This is a genomic window from Microcoleus sp. S13_B4 (genome assembly GCF_036700885.1).
GTDB lineage: Bacteria > Cyanobacteriota > Cyanobacteriia > Cyanobacteriales > Microcoleaceae > Microcoleus.
This window is the reverse complement of sequence record NZ_JAUBPU010000047.1, coordinates 10160-30760: the sequence shown is the minus strand read 5'-3', so window position 1 is coordinate 30760 and position 20601 is coordinate 10160. Positions and strand designations below refer to the sequence as shown.

Here is a 20601-nt window from a genome sequence, read left to right as displayed (position 1 = left end):
TTAACAAAAAATAGAGATAGATGACCAGCACTCAAACAAAACAGAATAAAGGCAACATATTAATTGTTGACGATACTCCAGAAAATTTGCAAGTTTTATCAGCAACGCTGTCAGATCGGGGCTACACAGTCCGAGGCGTAATTAACGGCAAAATGGCAATCAGAGCCGCGCGATCGGGTCCTCCAGATTTAATTTTGCTCGACATCAAAATGCCAGAAATGGACGGCTACGAAGTCTGTATGCAGCTCAAGGCAGATCCGCAAACATCAGAAATTCCCGTTATTTTTATTAGCGCTTTAGATGAAGTATTGGACAAACTAACCGCCTTTAAGGTGGGAGGAGTAGATTTTATTACAAAACCCTTTCATGTAGCAGAAGTTTTAGCGCGAATTGAACACCAACTGACTATCCAAAGACTGAAACAACAATTGATTGAGCGCAACAAAGAACTGCAAGAAGAAATAATAGAACGCAAAAAAGCCGAAGAACTAGCGGCTGCTGCATCCCTCGCAAAAAGTCAATTTGTTGCCAACATGAGCCACGAATTGCGGACTCCCCTGAACGCCATCCTCGGTTTTACCCAAGTCATGAGCCGCGACTCTTTACTCAACCAAGAAAATCTCGAAAATCTCCGCATTATTAACCGCAGCGGTCAACATTTGCTGGAACTAATTAACGATGTTTTAGACTTGTCGAAAATAGAAGCAGGGATAATTGGCTTAGATGAACGAAGCTTTGACCTTTATCAGCTCCTCGACACTCTCGAAGAAATGTTTCATGTCAAAGCTGAAACCAAAAAATTGCAACTGAAATTTTCCGTGGATGCGAATGTTCCCCAATATATAAAAACTGACGAAAAAAAGCTGCGCGTCTGCTTAATTAACCTGCTGGGAAATGCCATAAAGTTTACTCTCGACGGCGGCAGCATTTGGCTGCGCGCGAGCTTGGCAGACAAGCAACCACAGCCCGCCGCAGCATCGGAGATTTATCCTAACTCTACCTCGGCCCAGGAAAGTTTAATTTGGTTTGAAGTTGAAGATACGGGAGTTGGCATAGCAGCAGCAGAAATTGATACTTTATTTGATGCTTTCGTGCAGACACAAGCGGGGAGAAAAGCGGCTGAGGGTACGGGATTGGGTTTGACAATTACTAAAAAATACGTGCAGATAATGGGGGGAGATATTGGGGTAGTCAGTGTGTTAGGTGAGGGAACGAGTTTTAAATTTAATATCCGAGTATTTCCCGCTACTTCGTCTGAAATAACAGTCGCGACATTGCAGCGGGTGATCGGACTAGAAACAAACCAACCAGTTTATCGGATTTTAGCAGTTGATGACAATCAAGAAAATCGTCGGCTGCTGGTTAAAATGTTGCAACCAATTGGTTTTGAAGTCCGAGAAGCGGAAAATGGCTACCAAGCTGTTGAACTTTGGGAAAGTTGGCAGCCTCATTTAATTTGGCTGGATACGCGAATGCCAGTAATGGACGGTTTTGAAACTGTCAGACAAATTAGAACTAAAGAGAAACAAACTCAGCGACGAACTGTAATTATTGCTCTGACTGCTAGCACTTTTGAGGAAAGAAAAGGCGAAATTATCGCCGCAGGTTGCGACGATTTTGTGCGAAAACCTTTTCAAGAACAAATTCTCTTTGATAAGATGGCTTGCTACTTGAGAGTGCGCTATCTTTATCAAGAGTTGCCCCGGCTTCCTGTCGGGGCTTTACGGCGTTATTGTGTGAGCGAAAAACCCGATTCATTTTTCCGAGGGCTGCTGGCTCAGATGCCTCAAAGTTGGGTGCAGGAACTCTACGACGCGGCTAATGATGTTAATGAAGAGCTGGCGATTCAAATTGTCGATCGCATCTGGGAAAGTCATCCAACTTTAGCTGATGCTTTAAAAGATTTGCTTGCCGATTACCGACTCGACAAGATCATGGATTTAACTCAATCGAGTTTAAAATAAATGGATAATAGCGAAATTAAAGTATTGGTGGTTGATGACCAACCAAGCAATCTGCGGTTCTTATCCAAGCTGCTAATATCTCAGGGGTATCAAGTTTACCGAGCTATTTGCGGTCAACTGGCGTTGAATGTTGCGATCACCCATTGCCCGGATTTAATTTTGCTCGACATTAGAATGCCGGAAATGAACGGTTATGAAGTTTGTCGGAGACTGAAAGCGAAAGCTGAAACTGAACAAATTCCGGTGATATTTTTAAGCGTATTAGATGAAATGAGCGATAAATTACAAGCTTTTCGTGTTGGAGGTGCCGACTATATTACTAAACCATTTCAAGTAGAAGAAGTTTTAGCGCGCATCGACAAGCAAGTCGGTTTGCAAAAACTGCAACAGCAATTAAAAGAGCAAAATTATCAACTGCAACAGTCGCAGTCGCTGCTTGCTAGCATATTAAATAGTTCCTTAGACTGTGTGGTGGCTTATTCTGCCGTCCGCAACAGTGAGGGAAATATTGTAGATTTCGAGTGGCTGTTGATCAACCCAGCCGCCGAAAAATTTTATGGTCGGCGATTAAACGACATAGTTGGCAAGAATTTGTTGGCGGAAATTTCCCAAGTTAGCAATAACGGGTTATTTAATTTGTATGTTTCTGTAGTAGAAACAGGAGAAACTGTAGACCAAGAATTTTATTACGAACACGAGCCAGATACAAGAGCTTGGCTGCACCTTGTTGCGGTGAAATTAAACGACGGTCTGGCAGTCACCTTTCGCAACATTACCGAGCGCAAACGAGCCGAAATTGCCCTGCGAGAGAGCGAAGAACGCTTCCGCGCGATATTCGAGCAAGCGGCAGTCGGCATAGCTAAAACCGCGCTTGGCGGTCAATTTATGCGGGTAAATCCTGGCTTTTGCCAGATTGTCCGCTATGCAGAATCGGAATTGCTACAGCAAAATTGGGAGGCAATTACTCACCCAGATGATAGAGAAGCGGACAGAGAATACCTGCGATCGCTGTTATCCGGAAAGATTCAAACTTTTTCTGTGGAAAAGCGTTTGCTGTGCAAAGATGAGGCAGTGCGCTGGGCGAATGTTACTGTTTCGGCAATGCGTGATGTCAAGGGGACACTGCAATATTTGATTTGTGCGATCGAGGATATTTCTGAACGCAAGCTGGTACAAGAACTGCTGCAAGCTAGTTTAGACACTCAAACCCGCTACGCTCAAGAATTAACTCGTTCTAATGCCGAACTAGAACAGTTTGCCTACGTGGCTTCTCACGATTTGCAAGCGCCTTTGAGCACGATTTCCGGCTACGCTCAACTATTAGAAAAACGCTCTTCCAACCAACTTGATGCCCAAGGGAATAAATTTATCCGCAATATTGTTAATTCTTGCGAGCGGATGCAGGCGCTGATTGATGACTTGCTGGAGTATTCGCGGGTCGGTCGCAGTCAGAAACCTTTTGAGATCATAGATTGCAATCGGGTTTTTGAGGATGCTTGTGCTAATTTGCAGTTGGCCATCCGCGAGAATCAAGCTTCTGTTACTAGGGGCAATTTGCCAAGGGTAACAGGTGACTGTTTTCAACTGCTCCAACTGTTTCAAAATTTAATTGGTAACGCTATTAAGTACCGCAGCAGTGAGGCGCCGGTGGTGCAGGTGGGCGCTTCGCGTCAGGGGGATAGCTGGGTGTTTTCAGTGCAGGACAACGGTATTGGGATTGCCGAAGAGTACCATCCGAGAATTTTTCAGATTTTTCAGCGCTTGCACACCCAAAAACATTATTCGGGAACTGGTATCGGTTTAGCTATTTGTCAAAGAATTGTCGATCGACACGGCGGCAGCATTTGGGTAAAATCAGAACCGGATCGAGGCTCGACTTTTTATTTTTCTATTCCTCTACCAAAATGAAGTCAGCAGTCCGGCAGAAGCACTTACCTGCCCTTTACTTAAGCTTGAAATCTCTTTATCTTTTCTTTACAAAAATGCTTCTAAAGTGTAGCATATTCACTGATGACATCGAGCTAAAAATATATAAATATAAATATATTAGCTCGATCCTTATACAACTTAGAAATCAGCGGTGCGCGCAAGACTTGTGAGTTTTTTTCAACTTTATCCAGAGCATCTTGCTTTGGGATGCAGTAGTTTCCCTAGTAGTTCCCGAATCAAGATTTGTGATGTGTTTGCAGTTTGTAGGTTCTCGGACAGACTGCAAAGTGAAACAAGCATGATTCCCCAACCTTTGCAAATCAACGAAAACGGTAAATTGCTGCAACACAAATTCAGTGTTCTCAGCCAGATTTACCGGATGATCGCAACAGATGCTGTGCAGGTACTCAGACACGGCTCAAAGTCCAGCAACCTCACAAAAGCCGTTGGTAGTGAGGCAAAGCCGTGAATTATAAAAAGAAAAAATTTACTCTTTTAATAGCAAACGATGACGAGGATACGCGCTTTTTGATGGAGGAAGCACTGCGAGAAGTTCGATTAGCAATTACGAGCGAATTTGTGGAAAATGGAGAACAAGTGCTAGACTACTTGTACCGTCGTGGTCAATATTTTGCTAGCAGCAATTTGCCTCAGCCAGACTTGATACTTTTGGATCTGAATATGCCGAGACTGGACGGACGAGAAACACTAATTTCAATCAGATCTGACCCCCATTTGCAACAAATTCCGGTTGTAATGCTCACAACTTCGCACCGCAGAGGAGATATCTTGCTTTGCTACCGCTTGGGAGCCAATTCTTTCATATCCAAACCAGTCACTTTTGAAGGATTGTTAGAAGTAATGAAGACTTTATGTGAGTATTGGTTTGAAGTCGTTTCACTCCCGCCGGATATGTAAACTTTAATGGAGGGCTAAATCCATAGTTTGAGTGTATAGTGAATTTGATAAGCCGAAATATTTGCCGATCGCAAGTATCGCTCTCAAAACAAAAAAGTCGCCTTCGACCCGATCCCAACGCTATAGTTGTGTTAACACGTAAGCAATGTTTGAAAATTTTGTTGGTTGAGGATGACCTCGCAGCTCCGACAATGATCGAAGATCTTTTAGGGTCATTCACCGACTCTCTATTTCTCGTTCAAACTGTTAAGTCTCTGGAGATAGGAGCCGGATATCTGGAAGTAGAAAAGTTTGACGCCGTACTATTAGATTTGTCAGGGTCAGACAGCTTGAGAGGAAGCGAGGAGATCGCAGTTTTGAAAACGCGATGGCCCACATTGCCAATTGTGGTGCTGACAGATATCAACGATGAAAATAGGGCGCTGTCGATATTGCGCTGGGGCGCTCAAGATTGTTTGGTAAAGGGAAGATTTCACAGAACTCTGCTGGTGCGGGCAATCCATTACGCGATCGAACGCCAGCAAATCGAAGAACAATTGCGGCAGCAGGCTCTCCGACAGCGGCTGTTGGGCAAAATGATCGAAAATATTCGATCGTCAATAGATCCAGCAAGCATTCTCCAAAGTACCGTTGCAGAAGTGCGCCAATTTCTCCAAACAGACCGCGTTTTAATTTATCGCTGTCAGGAGTGGGTGTCTCAATTGGACGGGGAAGAGCAAAAAGGTGCGATCGTCGCAGGTGACGGTTTGCCAGAAGGTTATATTGAAAACCAAAATATTAGTGCTGCTTTGGCGGTGTCATGCTTTGTTTTAGTCGAATCACAGTCGGTACAAGCAATAGCAGATGTCAGCACTGCCCCCTTGGCTGGCAGTTGCAAAGAATTGCTGGCAGATTGTGAAATTGCAGCAGTTATCAGCGTGCCAATTTGGCAATCAGGCGATTGGGAAACGGCAAAAGAAACACAAGAAGCTACTGTTTGGGAAGTCGAGAAAAATCAAGAGGCAGCGGAAAATTATATCTGGAACCAGGCGAGTGGCAAACCGCAGGCGCACAGTAAAAATTTGCCGGATTCGATCGCAGAAAATGGCAATAGTTTGTGGGGAATGCTGACAGCATACAATTGCAGCGGTGTCAGGGAATGGCAGCAGTGGGAAATAGATTTTTTACAGCACTTGGCAAATCAAGTGGCGATCGCGATCGAACAATCTCAACTTTACCGCAAGCTAGCAATAGCGAATCAAAAATTGCAGCAACTGGCAACTACTGACGGACTGACTGGCATTGCCAATCGCCGCCAGTTTGATCGCGTTTTGAGCTTAGAGTGGCGCAGATTGGCCAGAGAAGAACTGCCGCTGTCTTTAATTATGTTTGACATCGATTTTTTTAAACTTTACAACGAGTTTTATGGGCATCTCGGCGGGGACGATTGTTTGCGCCAAGTTGCCGGGGCGATCGCCAGAGGAAGCAACCGGGCTGGGGATTTGACTGCCCGCTACGGTGGCGAAGAATTTGCCCTAGTGCTGCCCAACACTAGCGCCGAAGGGGCAAACGCTGTCGCCCGGAAAATTTGCGACGGCATAGCCAGCTTGAAACTGCCCCACGCGCGATCGTCGATCGGCCCCTACGTTACCCTCAGTTGTGGCATTGCGACAGCGATTCCTTCTGCCCAGGAATCTCCCAACACCCTAATTCGCAGCGCTGACAGCGCCCTTTATCAAGCCAAAACCGAAGGCAAAAATTGCATTTGTCACGCCCGCAGTAACTCGGAATCTTCCCCGATTTTTATGTAAAATTTGAAGGTAATTGGTAATTAGTAAGATGGTGTTTGATTTTTCACTCACAACTCATAACTCATATTGTTGACGTTAGCATCGGAATAATAATTTTTTGAGTGCAGTGTCAGCGGGATGCGATCGAGTGACCCGGAGCAAAGATAATGCTCGCTTGCAGGGTATAATTCCGATGTTACAGTATTTAATATTAGCCATTTCCGCTTCCTAATTTCCAATTACTAATTGCTAATTTATTGCCCCAAATTTGAATTCCTACCTGTTAAATTCGGTCGTACTGGAATTTCAATCAAAAACTCCGCTCCCTCACCTGGTGTCGAAGTACAACTCAATCTGCCGCCGTGGCGATCGACTATAATCGAGTGAGAAATCGACAATCCCAAACCCGTGCCCTTGCCCACAGGTTTAGTCGTGAAAAACGGGTCAAACAGCCTCGATCGCACCGACTCCGGTATCCCCCGCCCGTTATCCGCAATAGATACTGCTACGAAGCCCGCACCAGCCTGATAACTGCGAATAGCGATCGTGCTGGGATGTCGATCGCACTCCTCGATCGGACGCTGCTTGTCCCGTTCTTCCAAAGCATCGATCGCATTAATTAAAATATTCATAAATACCTGATTCAACTCGCCCGGAAAACATTCAATTTGTGGCAATATTTGGTAATCTTTAACTATCTGAATTTCTCCATGACTGCTGTGAGATTTTAACCGATTTTGCAAAATCATTAAAGTGCTATCAATTCCCTCGTGAATGTTGACAGACTTCCCAGCGGACTCGTCCAATCGCGAAAAGTTACGCAATGATTTCACGATCTCGACAATTCGCTCGGTTCCTACTTGCATCGAATTAAACAATCTGGGGAAATCCTCAGCAATATAATCCAAGTCTATTTCATTAATTTTATCCAAGACTGGGGCCGGAGGATTAGAACAGTAATGCTGGTACACTTTAATCAACTCCAGCAAATCTAAAGTGTAATTGCGAGCCGGAGTGAGATTGCAGTGAATAAAGCTAACAGGGTTATTAATTTCGTGAGCAACACCAGCAACTAACTGACCCAAACTCACCATTTTTTCATTTTGAACGAGCTGAGCTTGAGTAGTTCTGAGTTTGTTAATAGCTGCTTCTAACTCTAAGGCTTTTGAACGTTCTCGTGCTTCTGATTCCTGCAAAGCTGACTCGGCTTGTTTGCGATCGGCAATTTCAATTTGTGCTTGCTCAAACAGCATCGATTGCTGGATAGCGATCGCCAACTGCACGCTAATTTGTTTGAGACACTCGACCTCAATTTCCAGCCAGTGGCGGGGGCCCGCGCACTCGTGGGCAATCAATAGCCCCCACAACTTGTCGCTTTGCAAAATTGGCACTACCAAATTAGCTCGCACCTGAAATTGACTTAATAAATTAATGTAGCACTCGGAAAAATTAGCTTGGTAAATATCATCGACAGCTACAGCACGACCGTGTTCGTAAGCAGAAGCATAGCTGTCTTCAAAGCAGGAATCGTTAATAGTTATTCCCTGAATAGCCAGCCAATTTATCCCCACCGACTCGACATTTACAAAACCGCTCCAATCGGGATTAAACTGATAAATAACTGTCCGATCTGTTTGCAAAAATTGCCGTACTTCAGCAACAGTTTTTGTCAAGATTTCTTCTAAATTTAGAGAAGAGCGAATGCGTTCCAGCATCGCTACCACCAGGCGTTCCCGCTTTAATTGCTGGCGCAAGATAGCTTCGGCAAGTTGGCGAGTGCTAATATCTTCAATCACAGCAATTACATAGCTAGGTTCCCCAAACCCATCCCGCACTAATGATACAGTCATATTAGTCCAAACAAATGAACCTTCTTTGCGAATAAAGCGTTTTTCAAGGGAATAATTAAAAATTTCCCCAGCTAACAGTCTGTCGCGCGACTCGACATCGGCTGCTACATCTTCGGGGTGAGAAATATCTCCAACATTTCGCGCTTTCAGTTCCAATTCGGAGTATCCGACAATATTGCAAAAGCCTTGATTTGCATTCAAAAATTGACCGTCTGGCCACACTTTAACAATGCCGATCGCCGCTTGTTCAAATACAGCTCGAAATCGCTGTTCACTTTCTTGCAAAGCAGTTTCGGCTTTTTTGCGATGGGTAATGTCCATTGCCGTGCCAAACAGCCTCACCACCTGACCCAACTCATTTTTAACAGATTGTCCTTTAGCGTTAACGTGCCTGATTTCTCCTGATGGAACATAGATGCGGTGGTCGATGTCGTAAGCTGTCCCTTCAGTCACTGCCTTTTGCACAACTTGTGAAAACCTTTCTTTGTCATCGGGATGAATTTGCTCTAAAAGTTCTTCCATTGTGGGCGGCCGATTCAATTCTCGACCGTAAACTCGAAACAGTTCTTCCGACCAAGTAATAATTCCTGTCTCCCTATCGGATTCCCAATTGCCGATGCGGGCTATTTTTTGCGCTGCTTGCAACTGTTCGGCCAGTTGTTGCAGAGATGCGATCAACTGCGTTTTTTCGGCTTCTGCTGCAACGCGGGCGCTGATATCTTTATGAGTGCCTGTTATCCGCAACGGCGCACCCCATTCATCGTACTCGACTACCTTGCCCATCGCCAGAATCCACTGCCAATTGCCCGCTTTGTTGAGCATCCGAAATTCAACTTCATAGATATCAGTCTCACCTTCCAAATAGGAATTTAAACATTCCATTACCTTCACTCGGTCTTCTGGATGCAGCAACCTTTCCCAACCTTTGAGGTTATTTTCAATTTCGGTTTCTGCATAGCCTAGCATTGATTTCCAATAAAAGTCGAAATAAGTTTCGCCCGTAGCTATATTCCAATCCCACAGCCCCAAAGAGCTGCCTGAAACCGCCAACTGCAATCGCTCTTGACTGAGTTTTAATGCCGATTCGGTGCGTTTTATTTCTGTGAGGTCGGCAATTATGGCTATCATTCCTATCGGTTGAATAGCGCTATCTTTAATGCAGTTAGCTCGCAAAAAAGTTTCTCTAATGTCGCCATTTTTACTCTTAATTTCTATTTCACTTTCCCAGGAAAAACCTTTCCGCATCACCCTAAATAACTTTCTCAAATCTTGAGATTTTGGGTACATTACTGCTGGGCCACCGGCATTATTTAGTTCCTCAACTGTATAGCCGTAGCGCTGAATAAATGCTTGATTGTGATAAACGGAATAACCGTCCAAATCTGCGATCGCGATCGCATCACTAGCGCTGTCTACAGCTTGAGTTACCAGGCACAGAGTCAGTTCGGCTTGTTTGCGATCGGTAATATCAAAAATCGCTCTGTCGAGCCACAAAACTAGCCCTTCTAGATTGTAAGTTGGTCTACCTCTTTCCGACATCCACCGCACCGCGCCGTCAGCGCAAACAATCCGGTATTCTAGATTATACGGCTGTTTCGACTCTACTGCTGCCCTGATTTGTCGATCGACCATTTCGTGGTCTGCCTCATGGATAATGCTAGTAAAATTCCAGCGGTTTTTGCCAATAAAATCCTCGGCAGGATAACCACTAATTGCCTCAATTTCATCGCTAATAAATACCATCGTCCCATCAGCATCATACAAGCTGCGGCAGATAGCGCCGGGGATATTCTCAACGAGCGAGCGAAATCTGGCTTCACTCTCCCGTAAAGCTGCTTCGGTCTGTTTTAAATCAGTAATATCCAGCACCATGCCTTCCCAAACTATATCGCCTTCCTGCCCTATTTCTGTGGGATCATCAACTCGTTCCGGTCTCGAAACCCCTTGCAGCCACTTAATTTTTCCCGACGGCACAATCGCGCGCCATTCCTGCTGCCAGGGCTGCATATTCGCCGCAGAAACAGCAATAGATTCTTCAAATCTTTGGCGATCGTCTGGATGAATACAACTAAAAAATAGTTGGGGATTTTGCTGAATATTTTCAGGTTCCAATTCATATAAATCGCGGCTGCCCGAAGAAATGTAAGGAAAACTTTTTTGACCGTCGCTTGAGAGACGAAATTGATAAATTATTCCCGGCAAATTGGCAGCAAGTTGTCGCAGTCTAGCTTCGCTTTCTTGCTGCGCTAATTGTTTGCGCCTATCCTCAGTGATATCTCGAATTATTCCCACGAGAATTTTACTGCCCTCGGTATTTTCAAAGACAGCTTTTTTAGTAGACAGAATGTGCTTTGTACCGTGGGCGTCCGTAAATATTTCCTCACTCTCGTTTCCTTGCCCCGTCCTAAACACTTGTTGGTCAGTATGCCAAAAAATCTCAGCTTCTTGTTTTGGGAAAAAGTCATAATCCGATTTGCCTAGTAGTGCCTCGCGCTGCTTCCCGATCAGCTTGCAAAAAGCATCATTTAACAGTATCCAACGGTGCTGTTCATCCTTGACAAAAAGTGGGTCTGCAACTGCATCGATTGTATAATTCAAAAACTTTTTACTAGCTTCTAGTTCGGAAAGTGCTAAAACTTTATCTGTAATATCATTGATAGTTCCTGTCGTCCCCTGCGCCTCGCCGTTCCAGCCAAAAATAAAAAATTCTTGCACTTCCACCCAGCGAATTTCCCCATTTTTGGTAATATACCGACTTTCGTAACAACAGGATATTTCTTGATTTGGTCTCCGGCCTCTAAACAAATTTAAATATTGGTCTTGATCCTCAGAATGAATGTAACTCAAACAGGAAGTTCCTAAGCTTTCATCAACGGTAAATCCGGTAACTTCCGTCCAAGCCGGATTGAGAAAAGTCCAATTGCCAGCAGTATTTGTTTCAAAAACGACTTCTTTGATATTGCCAACAACCTGCTGGTATTTTTCTTGACTTTTTTGCCATTCTGCTTGCCGTTTCTGGCGGGCGATCGCGCACCTGAGCGTCCGCAACAGCAGCCGACTGTCTACTTGTCTTTTCACCAAATAATCTTGAGCGCCCGCAGCAATTAACTCGACGGCTAGTTCTTCGTCCTCGGCGGCTGTCAGAATGACGATCGGAATATTTATACCGCAATCTTGAAGTCGGAAAAAAGTATTAAATTTTAGGCTGTCAGGAAGTGAAAGATCTAATAAAATCACATCAAAAATTTTGTCGCTTAAAATTTCTATAGCTTCCCGGAGGCGAACTACATTGGTCAGATCAATTGATTTTCCTCGTTGGGGCTCAGACAGCAGTTCTTGAATGAGTTCTGCATCTTCTGCACAGTCTTCTACTAAAAGAATTTTCAAACAAGCAGGCGTTAAAGTTGACTCAAAAACAGATGTCATACCATTTTATATTTTATATTTTTGATTTGAGATTTGGAATGACTGATGACTATCGCCGTTTGGTTCTTGCGTACAGTGGCATTTTTTTTACTGCTATCCTTTTGCTATTTTTTAGTAATTATAAAATCTCAGCAGCGGATGCAGCTACCTAGCTCATGATTGGGGAACTTGAACCGCACGCTTGAGAGTGCGCTGTGTGCTTGCAGACCCCGCAGATTTATTTGTAGAATTGAGTTGTTCGCTGCAAGTTTTCCGCCTCGCCCCAAACCTAGTGGCCCAAAACTATCATACTCTTACCAATATTGCAACTCAACTCTGTTTTAATTTACAACCTTTGGCAGGGGAATAGCAAGAGGCAAGTCAAAAGAGCGGGGAGTAATCAAGATTGGCATTAGTGATAGCCTGTGAAATTTTAGATGATAAATTGCCGTTTAAAGCTTGCCTAAAGTGGCATTTTTTTTCAAAAGGGTATCACTACTAAACTACGAGAATTACCGTTTATTTACAAAATCCGCTCTGAGATTGTCTTCGGTTAATGACCCGGAATTAGCGCCTATTTGTATTGAGCAATGTAAGTCCTCTCTTGAGTGAGGAACCAAGACTTGCATTCCTTGCTACAAATTTAATTACAAACTTAAGTATGGTTGTCTACCCGACACAATTTAACTCAGTTGACTCGCTCAATTTTTCTGCGGTTTGGGCAGCACAACTGTAAACACGCTGCCTTGACCCACATTGCTGCTAATAGCAATCTCACCGTTAAAAGGTTTTAAAAGTTCAATACAAGTATAAAGTCCTAGACCTGTTCCTGTCGGTTCGCCTTCGGTTTTTTCCTCGCCTTTAGGGGGCTTGGAAGTGTAAAAAGGGTCAAAAATTTTTGACAAATCTTCAGATGATATGCCGCATCCCGTATCTGCAATATCCATGTATATGTTCGAGTCGTCTTGCCGAGTCACGATAGTTATTTCTCTACTTTTCTTTTCCCACATAGCATCCATTGCATTATTAATTAAATTATAAAATACTTGAGAAACATAGGAATAAATTAATGGAATACTGGCAATTTCTTCGTCATAAAAGTATTTTTTTCTAATCTTATTTTTAAAATACAGGTTCCCTTCCAATAGCTGAATTTCTCTCTGCACTAAATCATTGATATTCACCGGGTGCAAATCTTGCTTTTGCTCGTTTCGGCTTTTCATCATCAGAGTATCCATGATCTGATTGATTTTTGTGACAGCTTGAAAAATATACTTAGTATAATTAAACAGAGAGTCTTCTTGAATTTGTGTGGCTTTTGTTTCAATCAAATCGACGCTAGTCTGGATCACTTGCAGGGGACTTTTGAGGTTGTGAACCATTCCCTGGGTCAAACGTCCGATGATGGCTGTTTTTTCCTGGTTTATTAATTGCTTGGTTTTTTGTTCAACAAGTCTTTCCAGGTTTTGGTTGAGGTGGGCAAGTTCGAGGTTTTTTTCTTCGAGTTTTTTTTGCAAGCTGCGGATTGTCAAGTGGGTTTGAATCCGGCTCAAAACTTCTTCGTGCTGGAAAGGCTTAGTGATGTAGTCAACAGCTCCTGTCTGAAAGCCTTTTACTTTATCAGGCGTATCGGAAAGGGCGCTCATGAATATGATGGGAATATCTTGCGTTGAGGGGTCTGCTTTCAAACGGCGGCAAGTTTCAAAACCGTCAATTCCTGGCATCATGATATCCAAAAGAATCAAGTCTGGATGGATGTAGTCAATTTGCTCGATCGCACTTTCGCCGTCTAGAGCCACTAATACTTTAAACCCGTAATTCCTTAACAACTCGAAAAGCACGTCAAGATTTGTTTGGTTGTCATCGACAATTAGTATGATGCTTCTTTCGGAATTCTTATCGTTCATATTCAAGGAAAATATTCAAATTTTTGATTTTTGAGTTGTGGGTTGTGACGTTAAATCGGATTCAATGAATTTTCTGCGGCTCTAGAAACCCGGTTGCTTCCTAGATGCTTCTATTTGCAATAACCCTTTAAGGAGCCGGCTGCGAGCCCGGGTCGCCCAAGCAAATTAAGTTGTCGCTTCCCGGGAGGCCAGAACCCCTGATTGAGAATGGTGCTCTGGGCGCGAGATTTAACTGATTTTGAGTTGTCTGTTAGCTACCGTCAATTTTATGACAAATGTTGCTTCAAAAAATCTCGAATTTGCTTGAGCTGAAATCCTTTAGCAAGTTGGCGCAGGTGATGAACGAAAGGCACTAATGTCGGGTCAGAATCTTCGAGTTTAGCAGTTTCTTCCAGAATAGCTTCAATATCGCCCATTGCAGCCAATCTTAACAACGCCAAGACTGACTCTGAGGCAGGAGACACCATCGTTGAGTCAGCAGCAGCAATCTCAGAAGATGCTTTGGCAGTTTGATCTGTCCGCTTTTTGGTTTGTGATCTTTCTTCGTAAACCCATTCTAGTCTCAAATGCAGGCGCAATAATTCTAAAAGCTCGTTAGTTTGAATCGGCTTGGTGAGAAAATTATCGCAACCTGCAAGTATGCTCTCTTGCTTGGTAGTCTCGTAAACGTTAGCAGACAAAGCAAGGATAACAGTATCTTTTACTTCCGGCAACTCTCGCAGCCGCCTAGTAGCTTCCCAACCGTTCATTACGGGCATCAGCAAATCCATTAAAATTATATCCGGTAGAAATTCCTGTGCTTTGTGCAAGCAGTCTTCGCCGTCTGTAGCTTCTACAATTTCAAAGCCTAAATGAAAAAGCAGCCTGTGCAACATGGCGCGATTTACTTCGTGATCGTCCACTATTAGCACTTTCCGCTGGGGGCCAGTAAAACCTACAAGCTGCCTTTTTTCTTGCCGGGAGGCGAGTTCCGAAGACGGGGCAACTGCAGGCAAGTCTAGATCCACCCAAAATATGCTGCCTTTGCCGGGGGTACTTTGGACGCGAATTTGGCTGCCCATCATTTTGACTAATTTTTGGCTGATGGAAAGTCCCAGTCCGGTACCTTCGACGAAATTGTTATGATCGCCCACTTGATGAAAAGGCAAAAATATTTCTTCTAATTTATTCTGCCCGATGCCAATGCCGGTATCTTCGATTTGAAAGCGAATTTTAGGGGTAAGGGCATGATCGCTGGTATTTTCTGTTGTTATCACCTCGCGCGCTTCTGTTGTTCCCAGTGGCGGGAGCGACATTTGCTGCGCGTCTAAATTCGCGGTCAAATTGATCGTTTGACTGGCAATTTCCGCTGTCAAACTAGAATTTTCGCAGTTGGTTGGAGGATAGTTATCGGGGAAATTTTCTGCATAACCGACTTTGAATGTAACGCTGCCACTGTTCGTAAACTTAACGGCATTGCTGAGCAAATTAATCAAAACTTGACGCAACCTTTTTTCGTCTGCCAAAATTCCGTCTGGAAGCGCTGAAACCTGCTCGTAATTAAAGGCAATTCCTTTTTGAGCAGAGCGCATCTGGAACAAATCAATAATACTTTTCACAAAACTAGAAAAATGCACGTTTGTCACCGACAGATCCATTTTACTAGCTTCGATTTTTGAGAGGTCTAAAACATCATTAATCAGCATCAGCAGGTGGTTGCCGCACTGGTGAATGTTGTTAAGACTTTCCTGCTGATCTGCGGTAAAATTTTTATCGACTTTGAGCAGTTGAATGTATCCCAAAATTCCGTTCAAAGGCGTCCGCAATTCGTGGCTCATGTTAGCGAGAAAGTCGCTTTTAGCGCGGTTGGCGGATTCGGCGGCTTCTTTAGCTAATTGCAGGGCGGTTTCTGCAAGTTTGCGATCGGCAATTTCAGTTTGTGCTTGTTCAAATAGCATCGATTGCTGAATGCCGATCGCCAACTGCACCCCCAATTGTTTTAGGCACTCTCCCTCGAATTGCTGCCAAAGACGCGGGCCCGTGCAGTGGTGGGCAATTAACAGCCCCCACAAGTTTTCGCCTTGCAAAATCGGCACTACCAGATTCGCTCTCACATCGAGCCGAGTCAACAAAGCCAAGTGGCAGTCTGCCAGACCGGCATTGTAAACATCTTCTGTGGCTCTAATTCTGCCGTCTCGGTAAAGAGTAACGTAGGCTTCCCCAAAACAGGGGTCATAAATTTCCATTCCTACAATTGGTCGGGAATTTTCGGCAACCGACTCGACAGCGATAAACCCGCTCCAATCCGGCTTGAATTGGTAAATAATAGTGCGGTCTACTTGCAAAAACTGCCGCACTTCTTCGACACTTTTAGTAAGAATTTCTTCGAGATTGAGAGAAGATCTAATGCGTTCCAGCATGGCGACAACCAACTGTTCGCGCTTTAATTTTTGGCGCAAAATTACTTCTGATTCTTTGCGTTTGGTGATATCTGTAATTACTCCTATTAAGCCGATGGAATTACCATTAATATCTTGAATGCTATCGGCTCGCACCAGAGCAGTTACTGCTTCGCAGCTTTTAGTTCGCATGGCCACTTCGCCGCACCACGAGCGACCTTGGCGAAGGCTTTTATAAATTTGTTTGTAATTTTTATGCCGGACGTAAAGCGCGGCCATATCGCCAATATCGTTAAGTTCTTCCACGGTGTACCCGTAGCGCTGAATGAAGGCTTGATTGTGGTAAAGAGACCGCCCTTTCAAGTCGGCTATCACGATCGCGTCGCTGGTACTTTCGACGGCTTGAGTGACCTGCAGTAAAGCTAATTCTGCTGCTTTGCGATCGCTGATATCCGTCATCGAACCCACCATCCGCAGAGGGTTTCCGGCTTCGTCCCACACTGCTTGAGCGCGGGCGAGTACCCACTTATAGCTGCCGTCTTTGCACTGCAAGCGGTATTCCGTGGCGTAATTCGGGATTTGGCGATCGAGATAACCTTGGATCGCTGCTTGCACTCTTGAGCGATCTTCTGCATGGAGGCGATCGATCCATGCGCGGTTGGTGCTGTCTATTTCGCCCTCTGCGTAACCTATAATTTCGTGCCAGCGGGCCGATCGAAAAGCTTCATTTGTTTGAAGATTCAGATCCCAAATTCCGTCTTGATTGCCTTTGAGAACTAACTGCCAGCGTTCTTCACTTTTACGCAATTCTTCTTCGGCTTGTTTGCGCTGAATATGAGCGCCCAACTGAGTCGCTACCGCCTTGACCAACTCTACTATACGCGGTTCCATAATCGATCGGTCGCGCTTGCAGAATATTAAAACTGCCAGCACCTCTGATCGAGCGCGAATTGGCACTCCGAAACAACTTTTCAATCCGAGTGCTGCCGCCATTTGGGTTCTGGTAAAAAAATGATTATTGGCTATAGAAATATCTTCTATCCATTCTACCTTTCGGGTTGACCAAATCCGTCCCGGCACTCCTACTCCGGAGGCGAATCTAATTTTTTTACTTTCGTGGCCGAACCTATCTAAATCGCGATCGCTAGCGTACCAATTTTTGCTGTGTTCCAAAAAAGTACCGTTAGCAGCCGGTATCCAAGCTTCCGCAAAATTCCAGTCGATCGCATTGCACAGCAACCGCAGGATATCTGAGAGGGCACTGTGCAAATCTGCCGACTGACTAATGGCTTGAGTTGCTGCCAGCAACAGCTTTATTTCATCTTCTGCTTGCTTGCTTTCTGTAATATCAGTTCCCGTGCCCAGAATTTGTTTTAACTTACCGTCTGCTGTTTTCGCAAATACAGTATCTCGGCTAACCATCCAGCGCCAAGAACCATCCTTGTGCCTAATGCGGTATTCTATTTCAAAGATATCCCCTTCGCTGCCTGTTTCGACTTGCAGTAAATAATCCGGCATTTTGAGTGAATCTTCGGGGTGGATTAAAGTTGACATCATCCACGGCCCCATTGCCTGAATCTCTTCTACTGTATAGCCGAGAATGTGGTATATAGAAGCGTTAGCATAGATATTTTTTTTTTCAATTAAGTCACAAACATACAAAATATTAGGACTGGCCCCAGCAATTTGTTGACTGAATCGCTGGCTCTCTTGTAGTGCTGCTTCTGCTTGTTTTCTTTGGGAAATATCGCGAACAACGCAAATAGTTTCTCCGTCGGCCAGCATTGTCAGTGATACATCTATAGGGACTTTCGAGCCGTCGCGGCGGCATCCTACTGCTTCGGTCATGTACCAACCTTTCTTCACTAAATTGGGCATAACTTCTTGCTCAAACCTTTGCAGTTCTGCATCTTCGTAGAATACTTGCCAACTTTTGCCTAACACTTCTTCGATAGAGTCGTAACCGTAAATTTTTAGTTGGGCTGCGTTCCAATAAATAAACTCTCCGTTGGCATCGAGTATAGCGATACCTTCGGAAGCGGCAGCCATTGCCGCTGCTTGCCTGTGGAGTTTTGACTCGAAACGTTTGCGATTCGTGATGTCGCGGACTATCGCGATAATTTCGTCATCTGTGCAGAAAACAATTCTCGCTTCAAAATCGTAGAGTTCACCATTAACTGGCATTTGATATTCTACGACTTCAATCTCGTCGGTGTCGATCGGTTGTTGATTGCCAGACAAGATTTTGTCAGCAAAAGCAGTCGGCAATATGTCTTGTGCTTTTTGGCCGATTAGGCTTTTTTGCGGTAGGAAATTCTCGAAATATTTGGCAGGTTTGAAGTCTACAAAAGTGCCGTCTGCCCGACAGCGAAATATCATGTCTGGGATCGCATTTAAAAGAGCGCGGTTGGTGGCTTCGCTCTTGCGTAATTCAGCTTCAGCTTGCTTGCTCAATGTAACGTCCCGAGCAACGGCATAAATCAAACCTTCTTCTGCAAACGGCGATGCCGTCCACGACAGCCATTTATAAGTACCATCTTGGCAAATATAGCGATTTTCTAAGCTAATAACGGGGTTGCCTTTTTTAAGTTTTTCTAATTCAGCTAGAGTTATTGGTCGGTCTTCTGGATACACAAATTCAATCAAAGGTTGGGCTAGCATTTCCTCGCTGCTGTAACCGAATACATTTGACCAAGCGGGGTTTAAGCGTTTGAAATAGCCGTCAAAACCTGCAATGCAAAGTAAATCCAGCGAGAGATTAAAAAATCGATCGCGGTCTTGCTGGGTTTGTTTTAATTCGGTGACATCCATCACCAAACCGTCCCAAACTATATCGCCGTTGGCTTGTTTTTCCGGTCTCGACGCGCCTTGCAGCCACTTCACTTTGTCCGGCATAATTTGCCGCCACTGGTGCTGCCAAGCTTGCTGAGTCACCGCTGAAGTTGCGATCGACCGCTGCAAATCTGATATGTCGTCTGGGTGAACTGTTGCAAAAGCCAAAGCGGCATTTTCTTCTATTTCTTCTGGCTTTAAATTGTATATCTGCCAACTGCCCGAAGAAACGTAAGTAAAAGATGTTTTACCATCTACATAAAGCCGATACTGATAAATCATTCCCGGCACGTTGTCGGTCATTATTTGAAATCGAGCTTCGCTTTCCTGCAACGCTATTTGCTGGCGCTTGTAATCCGTCACATCTCGCATTGTCCCGACCAACATTTTAGTGCCGTCGGTTTTGGTGAACACAGTTTTTTTAGTAGATAGAATGCGTTCTTTGCCCACGCTATCTATAAAAGTTTCTTCGGTTTGCTCAGGAATGCTTCTTTGCAATACTTGCTCGTCTTGTTGCCAAAACAAATCGGCTTGTGCAGGGGGGAAAAACTCATATCCCGAGTTGCCTATGAGTTCCGATCGCCTTTTTCCTATCAAGTCGCAAAAAGCGTCGTTTAATACGACCCACCTGTGCTGCTCGTCTTTGACAAAAATTGGATCGGGAGTAGCATTAATCGTATGATTTAAAAACTCTTCTGACGCTTTTAATTGAGCTTCGTAATGGTAGCGATCGCTCACATCCAAGACTATTTTAATCATCCTGTCGATCGAGCCATCGCGACCGCGAATACAGCGCAGAGAAACTCTAGTGTAAACTGTTTCTCCGTCTTTTCGACGCCACCTTTTGTCTAAAACATAGCCTTCACTTTCCCCGGCTAAAACTTTTTTTAACGGCTGTAAGCTGGCCTGCAAGTCATCAGGAAAACCCCACTGATCCCAATTGTTGTGCAAAAACTCTTGGCGATCATACCCCAGCAAATCGCACAAAGCATCGTTAACTTCCAAGCACTTGCATTTTTCTGGTTCTGAGGGGGAAATTGGAGGAGCAATAATCGCAATTCCGACGAGAGAATTCTCGACTACCGAGCGATATTTTTCTTCGCTTTTTCGCAAAGCTTCTTGGTTGTGCTGGCGCTCGACTGCGTAGCGGAGCGATCGAATTAACACTTCGCTGTCGATGTTTCGCTTGACTAGATAATCCTGAGCTCCGGCTTGAATTGACTGCACGGCAAGCTCTTCATCGTTGCGGGCCGTCAGTACGACAATCGGAGTATTTAGGCTGTATTCTTGTATTTTGACAATTGTACTTAAGTCTTGGCTGTCGGGCAACGAAAGGTCTAGTAAAATCACATCAAAATGTTCACCGACCAAAAGTTGCTGCGCTTTGCTGAGACGGTCTGTACAGTTTACTGACAGCCTTTGAGGCTCGGCTCGGCTAACATTTGTTTCTAATAATAATTCTTCGATCAGATCGGCTTCGGCTTGATTGTCTTCGACTAGAAGAACTTTAAAGCCGTTTCGCTTTGCGGCTGAGCTCAAAACTGATATCATATACCTTGTTTTTTGTCATAAGGCAGTCGAGCTAACTATTATAGCATATAAATAATTGCCTCGCCCCAAATCCCGCCACTCCAAGTTAAAAACTCGGT

8 protein-coding genes are annotated in these 20601 nt (G+C 44.4%); 5 read left to right on the top strand and 3 right to left on the bottom strand.

Features of this window, described 5'->3' with window-relative positions:
* The first annotated feature begins 20 nt into the window (after nucleotides 1-20).
* The 5 genes from QT994_RS20570 to QT994_RS20550 all read left to right on the top strand — a co-directional run bounded on the left by QT994_RS20570 (nucleotide 21) and on the right by QT994_RS20550 (nucleotide 6601).
* Complete coding sequence (locus tag QT994_RS20570; RefSeq protein WP_333177643.1) at nucleotides 21-1964, top strand: response regulator; 1944 nt, start codon at nucleotides 21-23, stop codon at nucleotides 1962-1964.
* Nucleotides 1965-3872 carry a PAS domain S-box protein gene (locus tag QT994_RS20565; protein ID WP_333177641.1) on the top strand — a complete coding sequence of 636 codons (1908 nt, stop codon included), beginning with the start codon at nucleotides 1965-1967 and terminating at the stop codon, nucleotides 3870-3872.
* A gap of 319 nt (nucleotides 3873-4191) precedes the next feature.
* Nucleotides 4192-4362: a hypothetical protein gene (locus QT994_RS20560; RefSeq protein ID WP_333048489.1), complete on the top strand. Its 171-nt coding sequence runs from the start codon at nucleotides 4192-4194 to the stop codon at nucleotides 4360-4362.
* Nucleotides 4359-4811 carry a response regulator gene (locus tag QT994_RS20555; RefSeq protein ID WP_333048490.1) on the top strand — a complete coding sequence of 151 codons (453 nt, stop codon included), beginning with the start codon at nucleotides 4359-4361 and terminating at the stop codon, nucleotides 4809-4811. The genes QT994_RS20560 and QT994_RS20555 overlap by 4 nt, the downstream gene beginning before the upstream one ends.
* Before the next feature lie 38 nt (nucleotides 4812-4849).
* A complete protein-coding gene (locus tag QT994_RS20550; RefSeq protein WP_333177638.1) occupies nucleotides 4850-6601 on the top strand; it encodes a diguanylate cyclase domain-containing protein in 1752 nt (583 codons plus the stop codon).
* A 233-nt stretch (nucleotides 6602-6834) separates the two neighbouring features.
* Here the strand turns inward: QT994_RS20550 and QT994_RS20545 are convergent, their stop codons facing one another.
* From QT994_RS20545 to QT994_RS20535, 3 genes are all read right to left on the bottom strand, one after another.
* The gene (locus QT994_RS20545; RefSeq protein WP_333177635.1) at nucleotides 6835-11856 is read right to left on the bottom strand and encodes a PAS domain S-box protein; all 5022 of its coding nucleotides are present in this window, start codon (nucleotides 11854-11856) and stop codon (nucleotides 6835-6837) included.
* A gap of 680 nt (nucleotides 11857-12536) precedes the next feature.
* The gene (locus tag QT994_RS20540; RefSeq protein WP_333048492.1) at nucleotides 12537-13742 is read right to left on the bottom strand and encodes a hybrid sensor histidine kinase/response regulator; all 1206 of its coding nucleotides are present in this window, start codon (nucleotides 13740-13742) and stop codon (nucleotides 12537-12539) included.
* Between the two features lie 266 nt (nucleotides 13743-14008).
* Nucleotides 14009-20503 carry a PAS domain S-box protein gene (locus QT994_RS20535; RefSeq protein ID WP_333177632.1) on the bottom strand — a complete coding sequence of 2165 codons (6495 nt, stop codon included), beginning with the start codon at nucleotides 20501-20503 and terminating at the stop codon, nucleotides 14009-14011.
* Nucleotides 20504-20601 lie beyond the last annotated feature (98 nt).